Below are 20401 nucleotides of genomic sequence, written 5' to 3' on the forward strand. Positions count from 1 at the left end.
TACGGATTGCGCTCAGCGCATCTCCGACCGTCCATAGCCTGAACCTCCAAAAGTGGCGAGGTTTAGGCGCACATACAGTCCCTCGGACGTGCCCGAGGGGCGAACCCGCGTGTTGTCCTTACGGAAACCGATCTCGAATCGCCAGCAATCGTCGTCGAACAGCAATCCGACTTCGGATCGGGTGATCAGGTCGCGTTCCAGATCAGCGATGCCCGAGGCGGCCACGCCCCAGTTGCCGTAGAGGAACTGCTGGCCCGACAACTGGACGAACTCGTAGTTGCGGTTCAGCGGTCCGGCCAGAGGATTGGAGCGATCGACGATATAGCTGACCGCCGCCAGGTTCCGCCGGCCCCAACCCGCATCCATCGACAGTTCGGCGCGGCGCACGTCACCGGACCCGTCGATGGTCGCATGGCCCCAGCCGCGCACCCGATCCGAGGGAGAGAAACTGCCTTGCACCACCCAGTCCGAAGTCTGGGACGCCAGGCCGGACGGATCGTAGGTCCGGGTGGGGTCGTCCGGGATGGCGAATCGGAAAGCAGGCTCCGGCTCGCCGCGCATGCTGCGTCCGAGGAACAGGCTGGCGCGGCGACCTTCATCCCAGTTCAGCGTCAGGCGCGCCCCGGCGGTGAAGCGAGCACCGCCTTCGTAAAAATCATAGCCGGGCAGGCGATCGACGCGGAACAGCGAACTCTCGTCCAGTTCGAACGTCTGGGTGTCCTCGATCGGGATGCGAGGGTCGAGGTCGGCCTCGTTGGAGATCGACAGCTGCGCCGTCGGCTCCAGAATCAGGGTCGCGTCACCCTTCAGCCGCCGCACCAGCGGATAGCTGACATCCACGCCCGCCGTGGCGCGCCCGCGAGTGAGGGTCGTGTCGTCGAGGTTCAACATCGCCGGCAGGTCTGACACCGAGTACAGGTCCAGCCGTGTGTCGAAGAAAGGCTCGTAGCGCACGCCTGCCGGCGAGATGAAGGTTCGCCGCCACTCCGCCTGGGCGGTGACGCGGCGGTTGTCGACGCCGCTCAGGCCGGCCGTAGGTCCGGACGGGAGGATTTCCTGTCGCAGGACCGGCGCGCCGACATAGGCCTCACGGTCCAGGGACACGGCCGAGCCTTTCAGACGCAGGCGGCCGCCGAACACGGGCTGTTCCGGCTCCCACCGCGCCTCGATGAGAGGGGCGACCAGCGGCAGGGTGTCGTCATCCTCGAACACATTCAATGCAGGCGTCACCGGATCGAACCGCGCGACGCGCAGGCTCTGGATCGAGAAGGCGGCCACCGACAGGTAGGAACGCGCCGTCTGGCGTTCGGCGTAGACCTGGCTGATCAGTCGCCGCTGATCGCCGTAATACAGGCCGTTGTCCTGATAGGGGTCGCGGACGTCATATCGGTCGAACAGCGTCTTGTCCGAGACCCGCTCGGCCGTGAACCCCCAGCGCCAGGGGCCGTCGGGATCGAACGCGCCGTGAGCGAGCAGGTAGCTGCGGCTGGTCCGGTCGCCGAAATCGACATTGGTCTCGGCGTCGCCGTCGCCGTCCAGGTCGAAGTCGCCGAAGTTCCGGGCGTAGGTATATCCACCCCGCGCTACGATCGTGCCCTCGGCGAAGCGACGCCGCCATTGCAGATTCAGGAAGGGCAGGACGTCGGTATTGAACTGTGGACTGACCAGCCAGTCCTCTGACGGCGACACGACGTGAAGATAGGGGGTCTCGATCGACACGCCCCGCCCCTCGTCGTAGTTCAGAATGGGCGTAAGGAGGCCGGAGGCCCGTTCGACGGTGGGATCGGGCACCGCGAAGGCCGGCAGCCAGAGGACCGGCACGCCGCCGACCTCGATCACCGCGTTCCTGAACAGGATGGCGCGCAGATCCTGGTCCTGGATGACCTTTTCGGCCTTCACCGCCAGGCTGGGAGTCTTGGCCAGGCCTTCGGCGTCGCAGATGGGGCAGGGTGTGAAGCGCGCGTAGTTCAGCTCATTCACTTCGGCCGACCGCCGCACGGCGGTGGCGGCCATGACGCTGGACCCGTCCGAAAGTCGCGTCGCGAAATCCACGGCGACGCCCAGCGTCAGATCCGATTGCAGTTCGATCCGGCTGGCGAAGACGACGTCGTTCGCGGGATTGGTCAGTTCGACCCTGCCTTCGGCGATCCCGGTTCCCTGGGCCAGGTCGTATTGCAGATTTTCCGCCAGCAGATTGTGGCCGCGCGTCCTTGCCAGAAGACGCCGCTCGCTGTCCCCGGATGCGATGATCACGTCGCCGTCGCGGGTCGCTTGCGCCGCGTCGATGTAGACAGCGTCGGACGGGAGGCCGTCGGATGTCGGCGGCGGCGCGCCTTGAGCCGTTGGCGGGGTCTGGGCGTGGGCGAGCCCAGCGGCGGCCCAAGCGACAACGGTCGCGCCGGCCAGAAGGCGGCTGCGGACGGTCATGCGCCCCTCGGGCCTCGGATCTGGGTGAATACGCAAAAGTTCGTCGTCCTTCGGCCCCCGCCGTCCGATAGCAGGCGAGGGGGTCTAGCCGTCCTCGGTATAGAACAGCAAGGTGAAGGCGGCGAGGGCCGTCAGAACGGCAGGCAGCCAGGCGGAAATGAACGGCGGCGTCACCTCGGCTGAGCCCATCGCGGCCGAAAACTGGTTCAGAAAGAAGAAGCCGAAGCCGAGCACGACGGCCAGGACGATCATTCTCGCCATGTCGCCCAATCGCATCAGCCGCAGAGAGAAGGCGGCCGCCAGAATCGACATCGCCGCGAACATAAGCGGCGTCGCCAGCAATTGTTGCAGCCGCAGACGGTAGGTCGTCGAGGAGAATCCGGCGTCCTCGATCCGCTGGATCTGGCCGGGCAAGGACCAGAAGGGCGTGGATTGGGGCCGAGCGAAGCGTTCAAACGCCTCTTCATCCGCCAGGGCAGAGGGCAGGTCGAGCGTCGCATAGCGCATCGCCCGCTGACCGGTCTGGGCCGCCTCCGCGTCGGTCAGCCGCCAGCGTCCGGCGCTGAGGCTGGCGGTGGCCGCGTCGATCCGCTCGCTGAAGGTCCGCACCCCGTCCGGGGCGGTGCGGTAGACGAAGAAGGTCACGTCCAGAAGTCGGGCGTTGGCCCGGTCCTGACGGCCGGCGCGGATGACCATCTGCCGGTCGCCCTCGCCCTCGCGCAGCCACACCGCCTGCCCGCCTTCGGCTCCGCTTCGTGCCGAACCCGAGATCCGCGCCCGCTCACGCTGAAACAGGCCGTCGCCGGCGGAGGCTAGAGGTCCGATCGCCGTCACGGTCAGGACGCCGAGGAAGAAGGCGGCGGCCGCCGCCGGCAGGACAAATCGCCAGGCCGACACGCCCGCCGCGCGCATGGCGATCAGCTCGCTGCGACGGTTCAGGCTGATGAAGGCGCCGAGGGTTCCGAACAGGAAGACGAACGGCAACAGCTGCACGATCACCGCCGGGGACTTCACCAGCATCAGTCCCAGAATGCGCCAGGCCGGCAGTTCCGCATCCGAGCCCACGCCGCGCGATATCTCGACGAAGTCGATCAGCATGACCAGGGCCGCGATCACCGCCAGGGCGACCCCCAGCGACCGCATCTGCTGGACCAGCACATAGCGTTCGATACGTCCGAGCCGCACGAAGGGCAGGGCGGTGCGCGGCATCAAGCGACCCCCGCCCTGACGCGGCGGCCGATGAGGCCCCTCATCACGTCCCTGAGGCGGGCGCGGGGTCGCACGTCACGGAACAGCAACCGCAGAGCCAAAGCGGCGAACAGGACCGGCGCAGCGTATTGCAGCACGTTCAGCCATCCATTCCAGGCGCTGGCCGCCGCCAGGCCGTAGCCCAGCACCCGAACGATCAGGAAGGCGGCAGACGCCTTCGCGATCCGGGTTGTGTAGCCGGTACGACTGAAGCCGCCGCCCATCAGGGCCGACAGTGCGAAGGCCATAGCCGTCAGGGCGTAGAGCGGCGACGACAGTCGTGCGTGACCTTCCGCCGCCAGTTCGCCGTGAGTCGTCTCGGCACCGAGATCAGCCGGCGCGGGGTTGAGCAACTGGGTCAGCCACATGTCGGCGGGCTTGTAACGGACGCGCTCGGTGTTGGAGGTGAAGGGCGTCAGATCGAACGGCAGGCGGTTGAACGACAACTGGTTCAACACGCCGCGCGAGGAATACTCCTGGGCGCTGCCGTTCAGCAGGATCAGATACGGCAGGCCATCCAGCCGTTCGAATCTCGCTTCCGACGCATCCCAGGTGCGGACCTTTTCGCCGTCCTCCAGATAGACGAACAGGTTCTTCATCAGACCGTTCTGCTCGATCTGTTGGACATAGACGGTCAGCCCGTCGGGACCCTGGACAAACTGGCCTTCCTCAACCAGCAGCGCCGCCAGATCGGTGCGGATGGCGAAGGCCATGTCACGCGCCGTCCGCTGGGCCCAGGGCTGGACGAACAGATTGGAGAACAGGGCCAGCAGGACCACGATCGTTGCAATGCGGAGCGCCGGCGCCGCGACGGCCCAGCGCGATAGCCCCGATGCAAAGGCCGCCGTCAGTTCCTGCTCCCTCTGCAGCCGGGTCAGGGCGATCAGCGCCCCGACGAACAGGCCGATCGGCAGGATGACCGACACCAGCAGCGGCACCGCCAGAAGGGTCAGGATCGCCATGGTCGCGAGGCTCTGGCCGCGCTCGACGATGAATTCCAGTTGTTCGAGGCTCTGGCTCAGCAGGCCGATTCCGACCAGCGCCGCGCATGCCGCAGCGACGGGCAGGACGATCTGTCGGAAAAGGTAGCGTTGAATCAGGGTCATGCAGGAGTGTCGGGCGGGGCCTGTTGCGGGCGCGCCGGTTGGGGGGCATGTAATACACGGCTGGATGCGACGGGAACACCCGAGGCGTCCGGATCTGTATCAAGATGGACCGGGCATGGCCCGGCTGGAGTCGCTTTCATGAAGTTCGAATTCGTCACCGCCCCTGCGGACACGGATGTGCTCGCCGTTCTGGTTCGCGATGAACGCGCCTTCAGCGCCGCCGCCGCGGCCCTGGACAGCGCAGCCGGCGGGGCGCTGGCGAAGGCCGCGGCCGGCGGCCGGTTCACCGGCGCGGCCGGTACGTCGCTTGTTGTGACGGCGCCCGCAGGCGTCGAGGCCGGCACGGTGGTGCTGGTGGGCGCCGGCGCTGAGGCGCTGGACGACCTGGGCGTCGAGAAGGCGGCCGCTACGGCCTATCAGGCCGTCAAGATGTCGGGCGCCCAGACCCTGACCCTGGATTTTTCGGACTTCACCGCCGAGCAGGCGGCGCGGGCCGCCTTCGCCGTGCGCCTGGCCGCCTATCGTTTCGACCGCTACCGCACGACCGAAAAGGTGGACAAGAAGCCCTCGGTGAACGTCGTACGCGTCGTCACCCCGGATCTGCGCGCCTCCGAAGCGGCGCATGACGCCCTGTCGGCCGTGGCCGACGGCGTGATCTTCGCCCGGGATCTGGTCTCGGAGCCGGCCAACATCCTCTATCCGGCCGAGTTCGCCCGGCGGGTCAAGGCGTACGAGAGCCTCGGCCTTCGTGTCGAGATCCTCGGCGAGGCGGAGATGGAGGCGCTCGGCATGTGGACGCTTCTGGGCGTGGGCCAGGGCAGCCGCCGCGAAAGCCAGCTGGCCGTCATCCAGTGGAACGGCGCCGCCGAGGGCGACCAGCCGATCGCCTTCGTCGGCAAGGGCGTCTGCTTCGACACCGGCGGCATTTCCATCAAGCCGGCCGAGGGTATGGAGGACATGAAGTGGGACATGGGCGGCGCGGCGGCCGTCGCCGGAACCATGGTCGCCCTGGCGTCCCGCAAGGCCAAGGTCAACGCCGTCGGCGTGCTGGGCCTGGTCGAGAACATGCCGGACGGCAACGCCCAGCGTCCGGGAGACGTGGTGACCTCCATGTCGGGCCAGACGATCGAGGTCATCAACACCGACGCCGAGGGCCGCCTCGTCCTCGCCGACGCCTTGTGGTACACACAGCAGCGTTTCAAGCCGAAATTCATGATCGATCTGGCGACCCTGACCGGGGCCATGATCGTGGCCCTGGGCCTGGATTATGCGGGCATCTTCTCCAACTCGGACGAGGTTTCGGACGCGATTCTGGAGGCGTCGAAGAAGGTCGGAGAGAACTTCTGGCGGATGCCGATCCCGGACATCTATAACCCGCATATCGAATCCAAGATCGCGGACCTGAAGAACATGGGCAACGGGCGGGCCGGTGGCTCGATCACTGCCGCCCTGTTCCTGCAGAAGTTCACTAACGGCGTGCCGTGGGCCCACCTGGACATCGCCCCGACGGCTTGGACCAACAAGAGCCCCAGCCCCACCGTGCCCGAGGGCGGCGTCGGCTTCGCCGTCCGCACCCTGGATCGGATGGTGGCCGACGCCTACGAAGGCTGAGCCGGTCGTCGTGGGCGAAACGGCGGCGCCGGAGATCTGGTTCTACCATCTGGAGCGGTCCACGCTGGATCAGGTCCTGCCTGAGTTGCTGGACCGCACGCTCCGGCGCGGCTGGCGGGCTCAGATCCGGGTGACCGAGCCGCGCCTGATGGAGCAGATCGACGAGCGGCTGTGGACCTGGCGGGACGAGTCCTTTTTGGCGCACGGCCTTGCTGAAGCTCCGCACGCCGGGCGGCAGCCCATTCTGCTTACATCCGGCGACGGGGGCTTGAACCCGAACGGCGCTCAGGCGCTGTTCATCGTGGACGATGCAGAAATCGGCGAACTGGAGGGTTGGACACGGTGCTTCATCATCTTCGACGGGCAGGACGACGCGGCGCTGACCGGCGCGCGCGAACGGTGGCGGACGTTGAAGGCGGCGGGCGCCGACCTGGCCTATTGGAAACAGACGGACGAAGGCTGGTTGCGCGCGGCCTGAGGGGGGGCTTGCTTGCGAGCGGCGTCCTCGCGTCGGCCTGTTCGACGCCGCCCGCCGCCGTAGCCGCTCGCGCCGCGACCGAGCCTGCGCCGACCGCCGTGAGGGTGGCGGAACTGACGCAGCCGGTCGGCACCCGGATGCCGCCGCCCGCGATGACCGACATGTGCAAGGCCGAAGGGTTGCAGTGGCTGGTCGGCCGGCCCCGCACCGAAATTCCCATTGCGGCCGACATCGTGAACCGTCGCGTGGTCTGCACCACCTGCCCGGTGACCGAGGACTATTCGCCCTATCGCCTGAATATCTTCTTCAACGCCGAGACGGACAAGGTCGAACTTGTTCGCTGCGGCTGATTTCGAGGAGCCTGCACAGATGCTGACCCTCAAACCGCTCGCCGCCGGCCTGGCCGCCACCCTGGTCTCCGTCGCCGCCTGTGCGCCCATGGAGGCGCCGGACCCGACGCCCGCTCCGCCGTCGTCGGGGGAGAAGGTCTGTCGCGCGGAAAACTACCAGCGCTACATCGGCCGGAACCGATCGGAGCTGCCCAGGACCCCGGCGGACGAGAACTGGCGCCTGGCCTGTTCCACCTGCGCGGTGACCATGGACTACCGGGCTGACCGGCTGACCATCGTCTACAACACCCAGACCAACCTGATCGAGTCCGCTCGTTGCGGGTGACGGGCCGGGCCGAGCCCGGGCCCCGGTCGGTCAGCCGGCCGGGGTCGTGGGGTTGATCGCCAGCAGCTGGACGCGGAACAGCAGGGTCGAGTTGGCGGGGATGTCGTCGCCCATGCGGCGAGGGCCGTAGGCCATGTCGGCCGGAATGACGAAGTCATAGGTTTCGCCGACCCGCATCTGGGCGACACCTTCCGTCCAGCCCCGGATGACCCGGTTCAACGGAAATTCCGCCGGGGCGTTGCGGCTGTAGGAGCTGTCGAACTCCGTCCCGTTGATCAGGGTTCCGCGATAGTGGACGCGAACCACGTCGGTTGTGGCCGGCTGAGGCGCCTTGGGCCGGGCGCGACCGACACGCCTGTATTGAAGACCAGACGGCGCAATGGTCCATCCGCGCTGGGTGCTGTTCCAGGCCAGATATCCCCGCTGGGCGGTCTCCCAGTCGGTGGCGACGGTCGGCGAGGCCAAGAGCAGATGCTCGGGCGGCGTCGAGGCGCAGGCGCTCAGGGACAGGACGGCCGTGGCGGCGACGGCGGCGAACAGCGGGGCGCGGGGCGTGAAGCGGATCATGGCGCAGGCTTAGCAGGCGAGACGGCCCTCGGAAAAGAGCGGGGCGGCTATCCGAACAGCTCCAACTGTGGCCGCGCTTCGGGCGGCGCCCGGAACTGCGACACGTCCAGGGCCGTTCGGCCGCCGGTCAGGCCGTAGCGTTTCGCCGCCGCCTTGAACCGGGTCGCCAGCAGATCAGCCACGGGGCCCGTGCCCTTCATCCTTTGCGACCAGTCCGGGTCATAGTCGCGCCCGCCACGCGTCTGGCGCACTAGAGACATCACCCGCGCCGCCCGATCGGGACGGGCGTCCGCCAGCCATTCGCGGAACAGATCCTTGATCTCCAGCGGCAGGCGAAGGGTCACATACATGGCCGAGCGCGCGCCGGCCGCAGCCGCGGCTTCCAGCACGGCCTCCATCTCGTGGTCGTTCAGGCCAGGAATGGCCGGGGCGAAGCCCACGCCCACAGGCACGCCGGCGTCGGCCAGGGCCTTGATCGCATCCAGTCGCCGCTGGGGCGTGGCCGCGCGCGGCTCCATCGCGCGTGCGAGCTTCCGGTCCAGGGTGGTGATCGACACATAGGCGACGCACAGACCGTCCCGCCCCATGGGTCCCATCAGATCCAGATCGCGTGTGATCAGGCTCGACTTGGTGATGATAGAAAAGGGATGCCGGAACCGGCTGAGCACCTCGATCACCGATCGCGTCGACTTCGTCTGTCGCTCGACCGGCTGATAGGGGTCGGTGTTGCCGCCTATGTGGATGGGCTTGCAGACGTATTTGCGAGCACAGAGCTCCTGTTCCAGCAGGCGCGCGGCGTGGGGCTTGAAGAAGAGCCGGCTCTCGAAATCCAGGCCCGGGGATAGGCCCATCCAGGCATGGGACGGACGGGCGTAGCAGTAGATGCAGACCTACCATCCAGTTGCACAAGCGGCCTTGCCGAGATAGCATTGGGGCCACGTTCGTGGGCCAAGTCCGACATGGAAGCTCTGATCTATATACGCTTTTCCACCCCGAAGCAGGAGAGGGGAGCGAGCCGCGAGCGACAGTTGGAATTGTGCCAGGAGTTCTGCGCCCGGAATGGGTGGCCCGTCCGCGAGGTGATCGAGGACTTGGGGAAATCCGCCTGGAGCGGGGCCCATCTTTCCGCCGGCGAATTGGGGCGCCTGGCCGAAAGGGTGCGCAGCGGGGAGATCGGGCGGGACAATGTCCTGGTCGTGGAAAAGCTGGATCGGCTCTCGCGCCAGGAAACCCGCATGACTCTGCGCTGGATGGAGGACATCTGCGCGGCGGGCCTGACGATCGCCACCGTCGATGGCTCGAAGGTTTACGACGATGCAGGCCTTCGCGCGGACCTGATGAGCGTCTTCGAAATCCTGATGCGCGCCAAGCTTGCCCACGACGAGAGTCAGCAGAAGTCGGAGCGGGTCCTGGATCGGATCGGACGCAACATGGAACGGGCACGGACCACAGGACAGATCATCACGGCGAAGGCGCCGGGATGGCTGGTCGCCAAACCTGATCGCAGCGGGTTCGACGTCGTCCAAGAACGGGCCGCGCTTGTCCGGCAAATTTATGAAATGGCCGCCCAGGGCAAGGGGGCCGGCTGGATCGCAAAGGACCTGAACGAACGCGGCGTTCCGGCTTGGGGGACGTGGCGCAAACCGACATCGACGCCGACTTGGGAGATCGGTGCGATCAAGATGATCCTGAGCCAGCCTTCAGTCGAAGGTGATTATGTGCCGGGGTTCTCCAACACCAGCGCCAGACGGACCAAGTTCAAAGAGCCGATCCGCGGCTATTATCCCCGGATCGTGGACGCCGATCTGGTGGCTCGAGCGCGCGCCCAGGTCGAGGCGCGCAGGACAGGGCCAAGGAAGGGCGGTCGTCATACGCGAGGTGTGGCCAATCTGTTTGCCGGCGTGGTCCTGTGCGAACAGTGCGGCAATCGTATGCACCTGCGCACGAGCGGGCAGCCGCATCCGAACCGATACTGGAAATGCAACTTCGCCGCCCGGGCCCGGGGGTGCAGCCAGAAGGCCATGTTCCGATACGAGCCGTTCGAGCGGGCCGCCTTGGACGAGATTCTGCACCTCGTCCTCGACGATCGGTATTTCTCCTCGCCCGATCAGACCGCCGATCTCGCGTTGACCTTGGCCGAGTTGGACAAGGCCATCATCGACCAGAACGAGCAGATCGAACGCTGGGTCGACGTCCTCGGTCGGCTCGGTGCCTCGCTGGCCATTGAAGCGAAACTCGTCGATGCCGAGAAGACGGTGAAGGACCTGAGGGGCAACCGCGACGAGGTTGCCAAAACCCTTGAGATCGCCCGAGGCGCCGTCAGTCCAGTCGAGCATCTGCAGCGGGTTCGAGAGGTCCGGGGAGCCCTGGATGATCCTGATCCCGAAGTCCGGCAGGAAGCGCGGCTGCGAGTCCATAACGCCATTGTCGGCCTGGGGTGCACCGTCGTTTGCAGCGACGATCCCGAGGATGGCCGTCAGATCGGCCTGTTCCTCCCGAATGGCCTGTTGGGCTGCATCTTCGACAACGATGGCCGAGTGGTCGCACGGTTTGATGGGCTTGGCTTCATCGAGCACATGCACCCTGATGTAGGCGACATCGAACTGGAGGCGCTGGCGACCGCGAAGCTTCCTCAGTTCGGCGATGAAGACGTGGCCTGGGTTCGGACCAATCCAACGGCTAAGGGATGGCTGGCGGCCTACATCGAGCGCCATCGAAAGCGGCGGTGAGAGGACAGCCTATAGCGCGGGCATATTGATTGTGAAGAGAGGCTGGATTGCCTCGCGCGCGATCCGGGCCGCGACCGCCCGCAGCTTGATCACGCTCTCCACCTCGTCCTCGTCGTTGAACGTCTCGCCGTCGATCTCGCTGAAGAACTGCACCGTCCCGCTCTGCGCCACCCCATAGGCGAAGGCCCGGCCCGTCAGGCCCGCCATGTCGCGCAGGTGCCGGTCTCCGATCTTCTCCAGCCGCCGGCGATAGGCCTCGGCCTCCTCAGGCGGCCCTGCCACGGTCCAGGTCTGGGGATGGTCCACAAGCGCCAGCCAGACCACGCTCGGCGCCGCCGCCTCGGCGACCGGACGGCTCAGCGCTGGCCCCAGCCCAACGTCCCGCAGCACCACCATCAGGCGGATGACCGCCAGGTCGTAGGGCCGGAACAGCGCCACGCCCGTCGTGCGGGGCGGCAGGTGCTCGGCCTGGCGCCAGTTCCTCTGCATCGCCGGCGACAGGCCGGTGCAGGCCGCAGCCTCCGCGGGCGTGAACAGGCCTTCGCGATAGACGACCGAATCGGGCGCGCCTCTTGACATTCCTTCACCGTAGGGCTACTACGCTATAGTCTGGCTTATACGCCAGCGCCGCTACAGAGCGACACCGTATCCCTACAACATGAAAGGTTCCCGATCAAGATGACCCACGCGCTTCCCCCCGACAGTCCGCCGCAGGACGCCCCCGCGTCCTTCGACCCCCAGCCCATCCACGGCGACGCCTCGTTCGGCCGCCTGCTCGGCCGTCAGCGCCAGTTGCGCGACGAACGCCGCCGGAGCCGCGCTCTCGACGCCGGCGACGCCCAACTCCTGCCCCTGATGCTGTCGCTCGCCCGGATCAGCGCCCGCGCCTTGGTCCTGGGCCAGGGCGAGCCCCAGGCTTCGGGAGGCGCCCGATGAGCGCCCCCATGAACGCCCCGGAGCGCGCCGCCCTCTACGCTCCCCAGGGGTCCGCCGACGCCCTGGCGGCCTGCGCCCGCTACGCCGACCACGCCGGCCTGCGCATCGTCACCATCGTCGACGAGGACCTGCCCGGCCCGACCCCGCTCGCCGGACAGGCCCTCGACCGCCTGCTCGGCCGTCTCGCCGACGGGGAGTTCGAGGTCGTCGTCGCCCACGCCGGCGAAGGCCGCCTGGTCACCCTCGCGGCCGGCGTCGACGCCGACGCCCGGCCCGATCCCCTCCGCTGCGCCCTCTATGTGCGCTGCGCCAGCCCCTCCGAGGCCGCGCCCCATCCCCTGGCCGATCAGTGCGACGCCTGCGAGGCCTACGCCGTCCGGCAGGGCTGGAAGACGATCGCGGTCTACAAGGACCACGCCGTTAGCGGCCTGAAGACCTCGCGCCCCAGCCTGGACGCCCTGTTGGCCCAGGCCCGGCGGGGCGCCTTCGACGTGCTGCTGGTTGAGGACCTGAGCCGTCTCAGCCGCAACGTGACCCACCTGTACGCCCTGCTGACGGAGCTGAAGGGGCTGGGCGTCGCCGTGCACACCGTCGCCGGCCCGGTCGATCCGGGCTTCATCATTCCGGAGGCCCTCTCGTGATTAGCACCCTCTCACTGGACTTGGCCCGCATCCTCCAGGCCGCGCACACCACGATCCAGGCCCAGCGGGTTCGCCGGGGCCAGGAAGCCATCGTCAAGGACGGGCGCATCTCCGGACAGGTCGCCTACGGCTACCGCAAGGTCGTCTCCCTGGACGGCAAGAACGGCCGCCGCGAGGTCGACCCGGACCAGGCCCAGGTCGTGCGCCGCATCTTCCGGGAGTATCTCGACGGCTCCACGCCCCTGGACATCGCCAAGGGCCTGAACGCCGATGGCATCCCCGGCCCGCGCGGCGGTCCCTGGAAGTTCGGCGCCATCTACGGCAACCGCGACGCGGGCACGGGCATCCTGCGCAACCGCCTCTACGTCGGCGTCAACGAATGGGGCCGCACCGTCACCCGGCATAACCGCCACAAGGGCACATCCACCGCCAAGGTCACCCCCAAGGCCGACCGCCTCGTGATCGAAGTGCCGCATATGCGCATCCTCGACGACGAGGTCTTCCAGGCGGCCCAGGACCGCATCGAGTCGCGCCACTCGGTCGACCTGGGCATCATCTCCCGGGAGGCCCGCTCATGAACCACTTCCCCCCGCCGGGCTCGCTCTACGCCGTCTACGCCCGCTATTCGACCGACCACCAGACCTTCAAGTCCATCGAGGACCAACTCACCCTGTGCCGCGCCTACGCCGCCCGACACGGCTGGATCGAGGCCGGCGCCTATCACGACGCCGCCCGCAGCGGCGCCACCGTCATCGGCCGCGCCGGCCTGTTCGACATGCTCGCCGCCGCCGACCGGGGAGAGTTCTCCATCATCCTGGTCGAGGACCTGGACCGCCTCAGCCGCAGCGCCTCGGGGACCCACGGCATGATCGAGGAGATGGAGGCCCTGGACATCACCGTCTGCACCGTCTCCTCCGGCCCGGTCAACGACATGGAGGTCGCCTACAAGGCCAGCCAGAACGCCCGCCAACTCAAGGTCCAGGCCGAGAAGACCCGCCGGGGCCAGGAGGGCACCGTCAAGGACGGACGCATCTCCGGCCAGGTCGCCTACGGCTACCGCAAGCTGCCCCCCTCGGCGGACGGCAAGAACGGCCGCCGCGAGGTGGATCCCATCCAGGCCGAGGTCGTGCGCCGCATCTTCAAGGAGTATCTGGACGGCAGGACCCCCCTGGAGATCGCCAAGGGCCTCAACGCCGACAACATTCCCGGCCCGCGCGGCGGCCCCTGGAAGCCCGGCGCGATCTACGGCAACCGCGACGCCGGGACCGGCATCCTGCGCAACCGGCTCTACGCCGGGATCAACGAGTGGGGCCGCACCGTCACCAAGCACAACCGTCACAAGGGCACCTCCACCGCCAAGGTCACCGACCCTGCGGACCGCCTGGTCGTCCCCGTGCCCCACCTGCGCATCCTCGACGACGACGTCTTCCAGGCCGCCCAGGACCGCATCGAGGCCCGCCGCTCCACCCCCTCGACCTTCCGCGACAAGCGCCGGCCCGACTATCTGCTCTCCGGCCTGGTCCGCTGCGGCGTCTGCGGCCGCCCTTATTCTGTGGTCTCCGACAAGCTGAGCTGCGTCGGCTCGGCCCGCGAGGGAACCTGCGACAACCGCCGCCGCGTCGCCCGCGAGGACCTGGAGGCCGTCGTCCTCACCGGCCTCAAGGGCCGCCTGCTGCGTCCCGAACTGATCGCCCCCTACCTGGAGGCGCACCGCGCCGAGGTCGAGCGCCTCAACGCCGCCCAGGCCGTCCAGGCCCAGGCCGCCCAGGCCCGCCTCAAGGACCTGACCCGCCAGATCGACAACATCATCGCCCAGGTCCGCAACGGTCACGGCGACGGCGACGTCGCCGCCCGCCTGTTCCGCCAGGAACTGACCCGGCTGGAGACCGAGCGCCAGGGCCTCGAACGCCAGGTCCGCGCCCAGCCGCGCGCCGTCCCCTCGCCGATGGACGCCGATACCCTGGTCGAGCGCCTGGACGCCCTGCTGGACGACCTGCGCCTGGCCCTGGACGGCAAGGATCGCGACGCCCAGGCCGCCCGCGACCAGCTTCGCGACCTGATCGACCAGGTCGTCATCACCCCCATCCAGACCGCCCGGCCCGACAAGCGCGGCTGCGGACCCGTCCGCGTCACCGTCGAAGGCCCCCTGACCGCCCTGGTCGAGCTGGCCGACCCCGATCGCGTCATCCAGCATTCTTCCCGTCCGGGAACGCTACAGGACCCCGCGATCCTGACCTTCCGCTACTACGTTGATTACATTCCCGAAGATAACCGCTTCGATCCCCAGACCTACGTCGACCGCGCCGTCTTCGCCCGCCTGCTCGACGATTGCGACGCCCCCGTCACCCGCCGCAGCCTCATCGACGCCCTGACCCTGGCCGACGGGTGCGACCCGGACTGGACCCCCGACTACGGCCCCAACGCGCCCCTCACCCTGCGCGCCATCAACGTCATCCGCCTCCTCAAGGCCGACGGCGACATCCGCGCCATCCAGCTCGACCCCGCCCGAACCGGTTTCGTCTGGAACCATATCGACCGTGCCGACGACGACTGGAAGGTCCGCGCCATGGCCGAACCCGTCCCGCAGCATCACCTCCCACTCCCGATCATCCGCCTAGGCGCGCCTGAGGCCTTTGTCGTGGTGATCGGGCCCGGAGAGGGTGAGGGTTAGAAGCCTTGTCTCCTCCTAATGCTTGAAGGTTCTTGCTCGCCTTGAGGCGAAACGAAGCTGCGGGTCCATCGCAGCGAGCCACCGGGCCGTTCGGCCCTGATCGACATCCTCGCCAAGGCCGACAACGTAGCGCCGGACTATGGCCGTTTTCAGCCGCTCTCGGATCGCTTGAAGGCCGCGTTGGCCTACCTACGGGCCGAAGGGGACGTGCGCCCCATCCAGGGCGGTCTGCCCTCGACCGCCTGGGTGTCGAACCGGCTGCCGCTGACCGACGAACAATGGCGGCTTCGCGATCGAGGCGAAACGCCCGTCTGTGAGCCCATGCCCATTCCGTCGATCTCTCTCGGCGCCCCGGCGGCCGAGGTAGTAACGATAAGCAAGAGGAGTAGGAATCGCGATTAATACACATCCCAACTTCTGCTGAGCCTTACCGACTCTAGTCGAGCGCGACGGCCTGCGACCGCGCGGAACGGAACTGAGGCCAGGCTTCGCCGAGCACCTTGATCGCCGAGCGGAAGAACAGGATGGCGATGATCCCGCCGACAAAAATGTCGGGCCAGCCGGCGTTGAACCAGGCGACCCCGCCCGCCGCGATCAGCACGCCGGTGTTGGCGATGACGTCGTTGCGGGAGCACTCGAATGTGCTCGACAGGTTCACGTCGCGGTTCCGGAACCGGTAGAGCATGGCGAGGCAGGCGAGGTTCGCGACCAGGGCGATCGCGCCGAACACGCCCATGGTTTCGGCTGTCGGGGTGATGTCGCCCATCAGTTTGCGGACCACCTCTACGAAGACCCAGACGCCGAAGGAGGCGATGACGGCGGCCTTCACGAGCGCCGCTCCGGCGCGCCAGCGCAGGCTGCGCTTCAGGGCGTAGAGGCTCAGCCCGTAGACGAGGGCGTCGCCGAGCATGTCGACGGAATCCGCCATCAGGGCGGTGGAGCGCGCGAACAGACCCGCCCCGAACTCGGCGAAGAACATCAGCAGATTGATCACCAGCACGATGACCAGCACGCGCCGGACGTCGGCGTGCTCACCCAGCGCGGCGATCTCGTCGCCCTTGGCGGAACAGCAGTCATCACCCGCGAAATGGGTCCGGGCCGGGACGATGGGCGCGGTCGTGACAAAGGACGGCGTGGAGGCGCAGGGGGTCGGCCCGGAGCAGCACCCCGGCGCCGCCGGAGCGGACGCCGGCTCCAGGACGCTCTGGCGCGAACAGGTCGGGCCGACCTCGTCGGACGTCGGAGGGGAGCAGCAGTCTTTCATCGGAGCGAGCCTTGCCGAAAACGTGTCGGTCGCCGATATACGATCTATAGTCCCTATAGGTTCAAGGCTGGTGGCGGAGAGACTTTCGATCGGCGAGCTTGGGCGACGCACCGGCTGCAAGGTGGTCACCATCCGCTACTATGAGCGGATCGGACTGCTCGACGAGCCGGATCGCGGGGAGGGCGGCCACCGAATCTATGAGCGGGCGCATCTGGACCGCCTGTCCTTCATCCGGCGCGCCCGCGACCTCGGCTTCTCGCACGAGGAGATCCGCAGCCTGCTGACGCTGTCCACTGGGCCTGCCGCCGGTCCGTGTCAGGCCGTCGATCACGTGGCGGCGGATCATCTGGAAGCCGTCCGCGCGAAGATTTCGGATCTGCGACGGCTGGAGAAGACTCTCGTCTCGGTGCTCGATCAGTGTGGGCGGACGACGGTCGACGCCTGCTGCGTTCTCGACGCCTTGAGAGCTCCGTCCGCTGAAGACGGCGCCCGTCCCGCCTTCGTTTCCGCCGTTTGATCGTCACCAGGCCGGAGTGAGGGGTCGGGCGGTGGCGGCCGCCTTACGCGCCGTTGTGCCGTCCGAAGGGGCGTGTCGAGCCATCCGCAAGGATCAAGAGAGTGACATAGGGCTCGTGGCCGGCGGCTTCCATGCCGGGCGATCCGGCCGGCATGCCAGGTGCGGTAAGGGCGCGAGCGGCGGGGGCTTCACGCAGGAGCCTATCGACATCCGACGCCGGCACATGGCCTTCGATGGCGTAGCGGCCGACCACGCCTGTGTGGCACGACGAGAGGCGGTCCGGGATTCCATGCCGGGTCCGGATAGGAGCGAGGTCTTCGAGTTCGACCACGCGCGCCGTCCAGCCGGCGCCGCGCATATGCTCCACCCAGTCGCCGCAGCACCCACACCACGGCGTCTTGTAGACGGTGATCTGTCGGGCGCCCACGGCCAGGGCGACAGAGGGGAGGGCCGCAATCGCCAAGCCCGTCATCAAGGCGGCGCGGCGGTTGGAACTCTGGGATGACATGGCGGCTCCTGCGGGCGGAAGGACCATAGCAGCGCGCCGGATTGGTGCACGCGACATGTCGCCGCTGACCTCGGGCCGCAGGGCGTTTCGGAAGCCTGTGGACTTTGTAACAGATTGCCACCTCTGGAGAACGGAAGTAACGAGCGCGCGATGACCTCGTCGATGACGACATGGGCAAAGCTGATCGCGGCGATGACACTCGTCTTCGCCGCCTTCTTCTTTGCGCCCGCCGTCGACGCCGCGACCTGCATGCCGGAGCCCCCCGCGGCCCACGCGTTCGTCGATCACAATCCCGACGACGGCGACCACGGCGACCCGTCCGGGAGCCATGGCATCTGCGCCCACGGACACTGCCACCATACCTCCACGGCGCGCGCCCACGGCGTCGACGCCATCGCGCCCGCGTTCGGCGAACTGCTGCTGCAAAGCGGCCGCCACGATGACGTCCTAGCCTCGGTCACGCCCGACGGCCTGAAGCGACCGCCCAGAGTCTGACCGAAGGCCTGCGCCCTTGCGGGCGCCTCTTCGTGATCAGAAATCTGGAAATGGAACATGTCCCCCACATCTCGCCGGCGACCGCGTCTCGCGGTCGGCTGCGCGGTCGCTGCAATCGCAGCGACTCTGGTCAGTCCCGCCTGGGCTGACCCCGCCCCGACTTATGCCCAGTTGCTCGCGCAACTCGGCCAGACGCCCGCCACCCTTGAGGCTGGCGCTAATCTCGACGCCGCGGAGGCCCGCGTGCGGCAAGCGCGCGTGCGTCCCAACCCCGTGCTCGGGCTCGATGTCGAGAACGCCTTCGGCTCCGGACCCTTCTCGGGAATGGACAACGCGGACACGACCTTGGCGCTGAGCACGGACCTCGAACTCTGGGGACGGCGCTCGAGCCGCATCGCCGCCGCGCGCGCCGAAGCCGGCGCCGTCGGCCTGCAGCGCGATCTTGCGGTGATCGACGCCGCCGGTCGCCTGGCCCTCGTCTATTCCGAAGCCGAGGCGGCGCAGCGCCGCGCGGCCCTGGCGGAAGAGGTCCTGACCCTGACCCTGGCCGATGCCCGCGCCGCCCTGGCGCTGGTTGAGGAGGGGCGCGAGCCGCTGTTACGCGGCATTCAGGGCGAGGCCGAAGCCGCGTCGGCCCGAGCGACCCTCGACGAAGCCATCGCCGAACGGGACGCTGCCTACGCCCGCCTCACCGCCGTGGCGATGATCCCGTCGCCCGTGACGCGTATCGACGCCAGTCTGCTGGACGAGGCGCCGACCCCCGTGGGGGCGGCGATCAACGACGCTCCCACCGTGCGTGTCGCCGAGGCCGAGCGCACGGCCGCCGAACGCCGGATCGACGTGCAACGAGTCCAGGCCCGCCCGGACATCAACGCCAGCGTGGGCATTCGCCGCTTCGAGGCGGAGGACGCGACTGCGTTGACCTTCGGAATCAGCATGCCGCTGCCGTTGTTCGACCGAAACCGGGGGAACATTGAGGCGGCTCAGGCCGACTTCAGGGCGGCGGATGCTCGCCTGCTCGCGGCGCGGCAGGAGGCTCAGGCCGATCGCGCCGCCGCCGTGGCGCGCCTGGCCGCTTCGGCGAGCCGCGTGACGGCCGCCGACGCCGGCGTCACCGCCGCCGAGGAGGCCTACCGCCTGTCGCGCATCGGCTTCGAGGCCGGTCGCATCTCCCAGGTCGAGCTGCGCGTCACCCGTACCGCCCTCGTCAACGCGCGATCCGCCGCCGTCGACGCCCGTCTCGCGCGCGTCCGCGCCGAGATCGATCTCGCGCGCCTGGACGGCCGCGCCCCCTTCCAAGGAGCCCAGTGATGCGCAAGCGCACATCCAACAAGACCCTGCTCATCGGCGGCGTCGCCGCCCTGGTCGTTCTCGGCGGAGGCGGCCTCTGGCTGGCGACGCAACGGAACGACCCGGCGGCGACCCCGGCGGCGGAAGGCGAGCCCGGCCACGCCGAAGGCGAAGCCGGTCACGCGGAAGGCGAGGCCGGACATGCGGAAGAGGGCGAGGCGCCCGAAGGTCGGGTCGAGCTGACCGCCGCGCAGATCCAGGCGGCCGGCATCACGGTCGTGAGCGTCGGCGGTGGGGGGGGCGGAGAAACCCGTCTCGCCGGTCGGGTCGAGCCGATGGTGGATTCCCGCGCGGCCGTCGCCGCAGCGGTCGGCGGTCGGGTCGAGCGCGTCCTCGTGGCGCCCGGCCAGAGCGTCCGCGCCGGTCAGCCGCTCGTCAGCGTCGTGAGCGGCGAGGCGGCGACCTTCCGGGCCGAGGCCGATGCGGCGACGGCCGAGGCCGAGGCGGCGCGGCAGGCTTACCAGCGGAACCGCAACCTCTTCGACCAGGGCATCGTCGCGCGGCAGGAAGTGGAGGCCTCCCGCGCCCAGTTGCTGAGTGCGGAGGCGGCGACCCGAGCCGCCCGCGCGCGCTCCAGCGCGGCGGGATCGCCGAACGCGTCCGGACGCCTGAGCGTCACCAGCCCCATCGCGGGCGTCGTGAGCAGCGTGCAGGTCGGACCGGGCGGCTTCGTCGCCCAGGGCGGCGTGGTCGCGGAGGTCAGCAATCCGGCGCGTGTGGAGATGGTCTTCAACGCACCGCCGGCCCTCGCCGCCAACGTGCGCGCAGGATCGTCCATACGCGTCACCGGCCCGAACGGGGAATTCGACGCCGTTGTGACCGGCGTAGCCGCCGACGCGGGCACGGGCGAGAGCGGGGCGACCGTCATCCGCGCCCGGCCCGTCGGCGCCACCCTGCCGCCGGCCGGCTCGGCCGTCACGGGCGCTGTCGTCACCGGGCAATCCACCGGCGGCCTGACCGTCCCCACCGAGGCGGTTCAGACCGTTGAGGGAAACACCGTCGTCTTCGTTCAGGTCCAGGGCGGCTTCCAGGCCACCCCGGTGCTCGTTGGACGTCAGGCGGCGGGCCGCACGGAAATCCTGCGCGGCTTGACGGGCAGCGAGCGCGTCGCCGCCGCCAACGCCTTCCTGCTTAAGGCCGAAATGGCCAAGGGCGAAGCCGAGCACGGCCACTAGGGG

The 20401-nt window shown here is 68.5% G+C and carries 20 protein-coding genes and 1 pseudogene; 13 read left to right on the plus strand and 8 right to left on the minus strand.

From position 1 onward, the window contains the following. Nucleotides 1-12: 12 nt before the first annotated feature. The 3 genes from ACO2Q1_RS03770 to ACO2Q1_RS03780 all read right to left on the minus strand — a co-directional run bounded on the left by ACO2Q1_RS03770 (nucleotide 13) and on the right by ACO2Q1_RS03780 (nucleotide 4781). Nucleotides 13-2427, minus strand: coding sequence for an LPS-assembly protein LptD (locus tag ACO2Q1_RS03770; protein WP_423328208.1), 2415 nt, complete (start codon nucleotides 2425-2427; stop codon nucleotides 13-15). A gap of 84 nt (nucleotides 2428-2511) precedes the next feature. Next, nucleotides 2512-3636 carry an LPS export ABC transporter permease LptG gene (lptG, locus tag ACO2Q1_RS03775; RefSeq protein WP_423328209.1) on the minus strand — a complete coding sequence of 375 codons (1125 nt, stop codon included), beginning with the start codon at nucleotides 3634-3636 and terminating at the stop codon, nucleotides 2512-2514. Beyond that, nucleotides 3636-4781 carry an LptF/LptG family permease gene (locus tag ACO2Q1_RS03780; protein ID WP_423328210.1) on the minus strand — a complete coding sequence of 382 codons (1146 nt, stop codon included), beginning with the start codon at nucleotides 4779-4781 and terminating at the stop codon, nucleotides 3636-3638. Before ACO2Q1_RS03780 ends, lptG begins: the two co-directional genes overlap by 1 nt. Nucleotides 4782-4919: 138 nt before the next feature. Here ACO2Q1_RS03780 and ACO2Q1_RS03785 point away from each other — a divergent pair, with 138 nt between their 5' ends. From ACO2Q1_RS03785 to ACO2Q1_RS03800, 4 genes are read left to right on the plus strand one after another with little or no spacing between them, the layout of a single operon-like run. Beyond that, nucleotides 4920-6392, plus strand: a complete 1473-nt coding sequence (locus ACO2Q1_RS03785; protein ID WP_423328211.1) for a leucyl aminopeptidase — start codon at nucleotides 4920-4922, stop codon at nucleotides 6390-6392. Between the two features lie 10 nt (nucleotides 6393-6402). Next, nucleotides 6403-6870 (plus strand): DNA polymerase III subunit chi, encoded by a 468-nt coding sequence (locus ACO2Q1_RS03790; protein WP_423328212.1) that lies wholly within the window; start codon nucleotides 6403-6405, stop codon nucleotides 6868-6870. An 8-nt stretch (nucleotides 6871-6878) separates the two neighbouring features. Then, nucleotides 6879-7220 (plus strand): hypothetical protein, encoded by a 342-nt coding sequence (locus tag ACO2Q1_RS03795; RefSeq protein WP_423328213.1) that lies wholly within the window; start codon nucleotides 6879-6881, stop codon nucleotides 7218-7220. A 19-nt stretch (nucleotides 7221-7239) separates the two neighbouring features. Next, complete coding sequence (locus ACO2Q1_RS03800; protein WP_423328214.1) at nucleotides 7240-7545, plus strand: hemolysin; 306 nt, start codon at nucleotides 7240-7242, stop codon at nucleotides 7543-7545. 30 nt (nucleotides 7546-7575) lie between these two features. On the opposite strand, the gene ACO2Q1_RS03805 is transcribed toward ACO2Q1_RS03800, so the two are convergent. Further along, nucleotides 7576-8112 carry an FKBP-type peptidyl-prolyl cis-trans isomerase gene (locus ACO2Q1_RS03805; protein WP_423328215.1) on the minus strand — a complete coding sequence of 179 codons (537 nt, stop codon included), beginning with the start codon at nucleotides 8110-8112 and terminating at the stop codon, nucleotides 7576-7578. Nucleotides 8113-8159: 47 nt separating this feature from the next. Beyond that, nucleotides 8160-8999: pseudogene (locus ACO2Q1_RS03810) on the minus strand (PA0069 family radical SAM protein); the annotation flags it as partial. A gap of 72 nt (nucleotides 9000-9071) precedes the next feature. Between ACO2Q1_RS03810 and ACO2Q1_RS03815 the strand changes: the two are divergent. Further along, nucleotides 9072-10841 (plus strand): recombinase family protein, encoded by a 1770-nt coding sequence (locus ACO2Q1_RS03815; RefSeq protein WP_409020773.1) that lies wholly within the window; start codon nucleotides 9072-9074, stop codon nucleotides 10839-10841. Nucleotides 10842-10850: 9 nt separating this feature from the next. Here ACO2Q1_RS03815 and ACO2Q1_RS03820 read toward each other — a convergent pair whose 3' ends face one another. Then, nucleotides 10851-11420 carry a hypothetical protein gene (locus tag ACO2Q1_RS03820; RefSeq protein WP_409020774.1) on the minus strand — a complete coding sequence of 190 codons (570 nt, stop codon included), beginning with the start codon at nucleotides 11418-11420 and terminating at the stop codon, nucleotides 10851-10853. Between the two features lie 99 nt (nucleotides 11421-11519). On the opposite strand from ACO2Q1_RS03820, the gene ACO2Q1_RS03825 reads away from it, so the two are divergent. The 4 genes from ACO2Q1_RS03825 to ACO2Q1_RS03840 are packed head-to-tail and all read left to right on the plus strand — an operon-like array spanning nucleotide 11520 to nucleotide 15089. Further along, nucleotides 11520-11777 carry a hypothetical protein gene (locus ACO2Q1_RS03825; protein WP_409020775.1) on the plus strand — a complete coding sequence of 86 codons (258 nt, stop codon included), beginning with the start codon at nucleotides 11520-11522 and terminating at the stop codon, nucleotides 11775-11777. Continuing rightward, nucleotides 11774-12418, plus strand: coding sequence for a recombinase family protein (locus ACO2Q1_RS03830; protein ID WP_423328216.1), 645 nt, complete (start codon nucleotides 11774-11776; stop codon nucleotides 12416-12418). Before ACO2Q1_RS03825 ends, ACO2Q1_RS03830 begins: the two co-directional genes overlap by 4 nt. After that, nucleotides 12415-12996, plus strand: coding sequence for a recombinase family protein (locus ACO2Q1_RS03835; protein ID WP_409020777.1), 582 nt, complete (start codon nucleotides 12415-12417; stop codon nucleotides 12994-12996). The genes ACO2Q1_RS03830 and ACO2Q1_RS03835 overlap by 4 nt, the downstream gene beginning before the upstream one ends. Beyond that, nucleotides 12993-15089 carry a recombinase family protein gene (locus tag ACO2Q1_RS03840; protein WP_423328217.1) on the plus strand — a complete coding sequence of 699 codons (2097 nt, stop codon included), beginning with the start codon at nucleotides 12993-12995 and terminating at the stop codon, nucleotides 15087-15089. The genes ACO2Q1_RS03835 and ACO2Q1_RS03840 overlap by 4 nt, the downstream gene beginning before the upstream one ends. Before the next feature lie 436 nt (nucleotides 15090-15525). Here the strand turns inward: ACO2Q1_RS03840 and ACO2Q1_RS03845 are convergent, their stop codons facing one another. Continuing rightward, nucleotides 15526-16353: a cation transporter gene (locus ACO2Q1_RS03845; RefSeq protein ID WP_423328218.1), complete on the minus strand. Its 828-nt coding sequence runs from the start codon at nucleotides 16351-16353 to the stop codon at nucleotides 15526-15528. Nucleotides 16354-16423: 70 nt separating this feature from the next. Between ACO2Q1_RS03845 and ACO2Q1_RS03850 the strand changes: the two genes are divergently transcribed. After that, nucleotides 16424-16870 carry a MerR family transcriptional regulator gene (locus tag ACO2Q1_RS03850; protein WP_423328219.1) on the plus strand — a complete coding sequence of 149 codons (447 nt, stop codon included), beginning with the start codon at nucleotides 16424-16426 and terminating at the stop codon, nucleotides 16868-16870. 43 nt (nucleotides 16871-16913) lie between these two features. On the opposite strand, the gene ACO2Q1_RS03855 is transcribed toward ACO2Q1_RS03850, so the two are convergent. After that, complete coding sequence (locus ACO2Q1_RS03855; protein ID WP_409020780.1) at nucleotides 16914-17378, minus strand: DUF411 domain-containing protein; 465 nt, start codon at nucleotides 17376-17378, stop codon at nucleotides 16914-16916. Between the two features lie 162 nt (nucleotides 17379-17540). Here ACO2Q1_RS03855 and ACO2Q1_RS03860 point away from each other — a divergent pair, with 162 nt between their 5' ends. Genes ACO2Q1_RS03860 through ACO2Q1_RS03870 form a run of 3 tightly spaced genes read left to right on the plus strand, consistent with a single transcriptional unit; the run spans nucleotide 17541 to nucleotide 20398 of the window. Next, nucleotides 17541-17873, plus strand: a complete 333-nt coding sequence (locus tag ACO2Q1_RS03860; protein WP_423328220.1) for a hypothetical protein — start codon at nucleotides 17541-17543, stop codon at nucleotides 17871-17873. Nucleotides 17874-17930: 57 nt separating this feature from the next. Next, entirely contained in the window at nucleotides 17931-19184 is a 1254-nt protein-coding gene (locus ACO2Q1_RS03865) for a TolC family protein (RefSeq protein ID WP_423328221.1), read from the plus strand. Then, nucleotides 19184-20398 (plus strand): efflux RND transporter periplasmic adaptor subunit, encoded by a 1215-nt coding sequence (locus tag ACO2Q1_RS03870; RefSeq protein ID WP_409020783.1) that lies wholly within the window; start codon nucleotides 19184-19186, stop codon nucleotides 20396-20398. Before ACO2Q1_RS03865 ends, ACO2Q1_RS03870 begins: the two co-directional genes overlap by 1 nt. The last annotated feature ends 3 nt before the right edge of the window (nucleotides 20399-20401 follow it).

Origin of the sequence: Brevundimonas sp. VNH65, assembly GCF_049445955.1 — a bacterium.
Taxonomy (GTDB): Bacteria; Pseudomonadota; Alphaproteobacteria; order Caulobacterales; family Caulobacteraceae; genus Brevundimonas.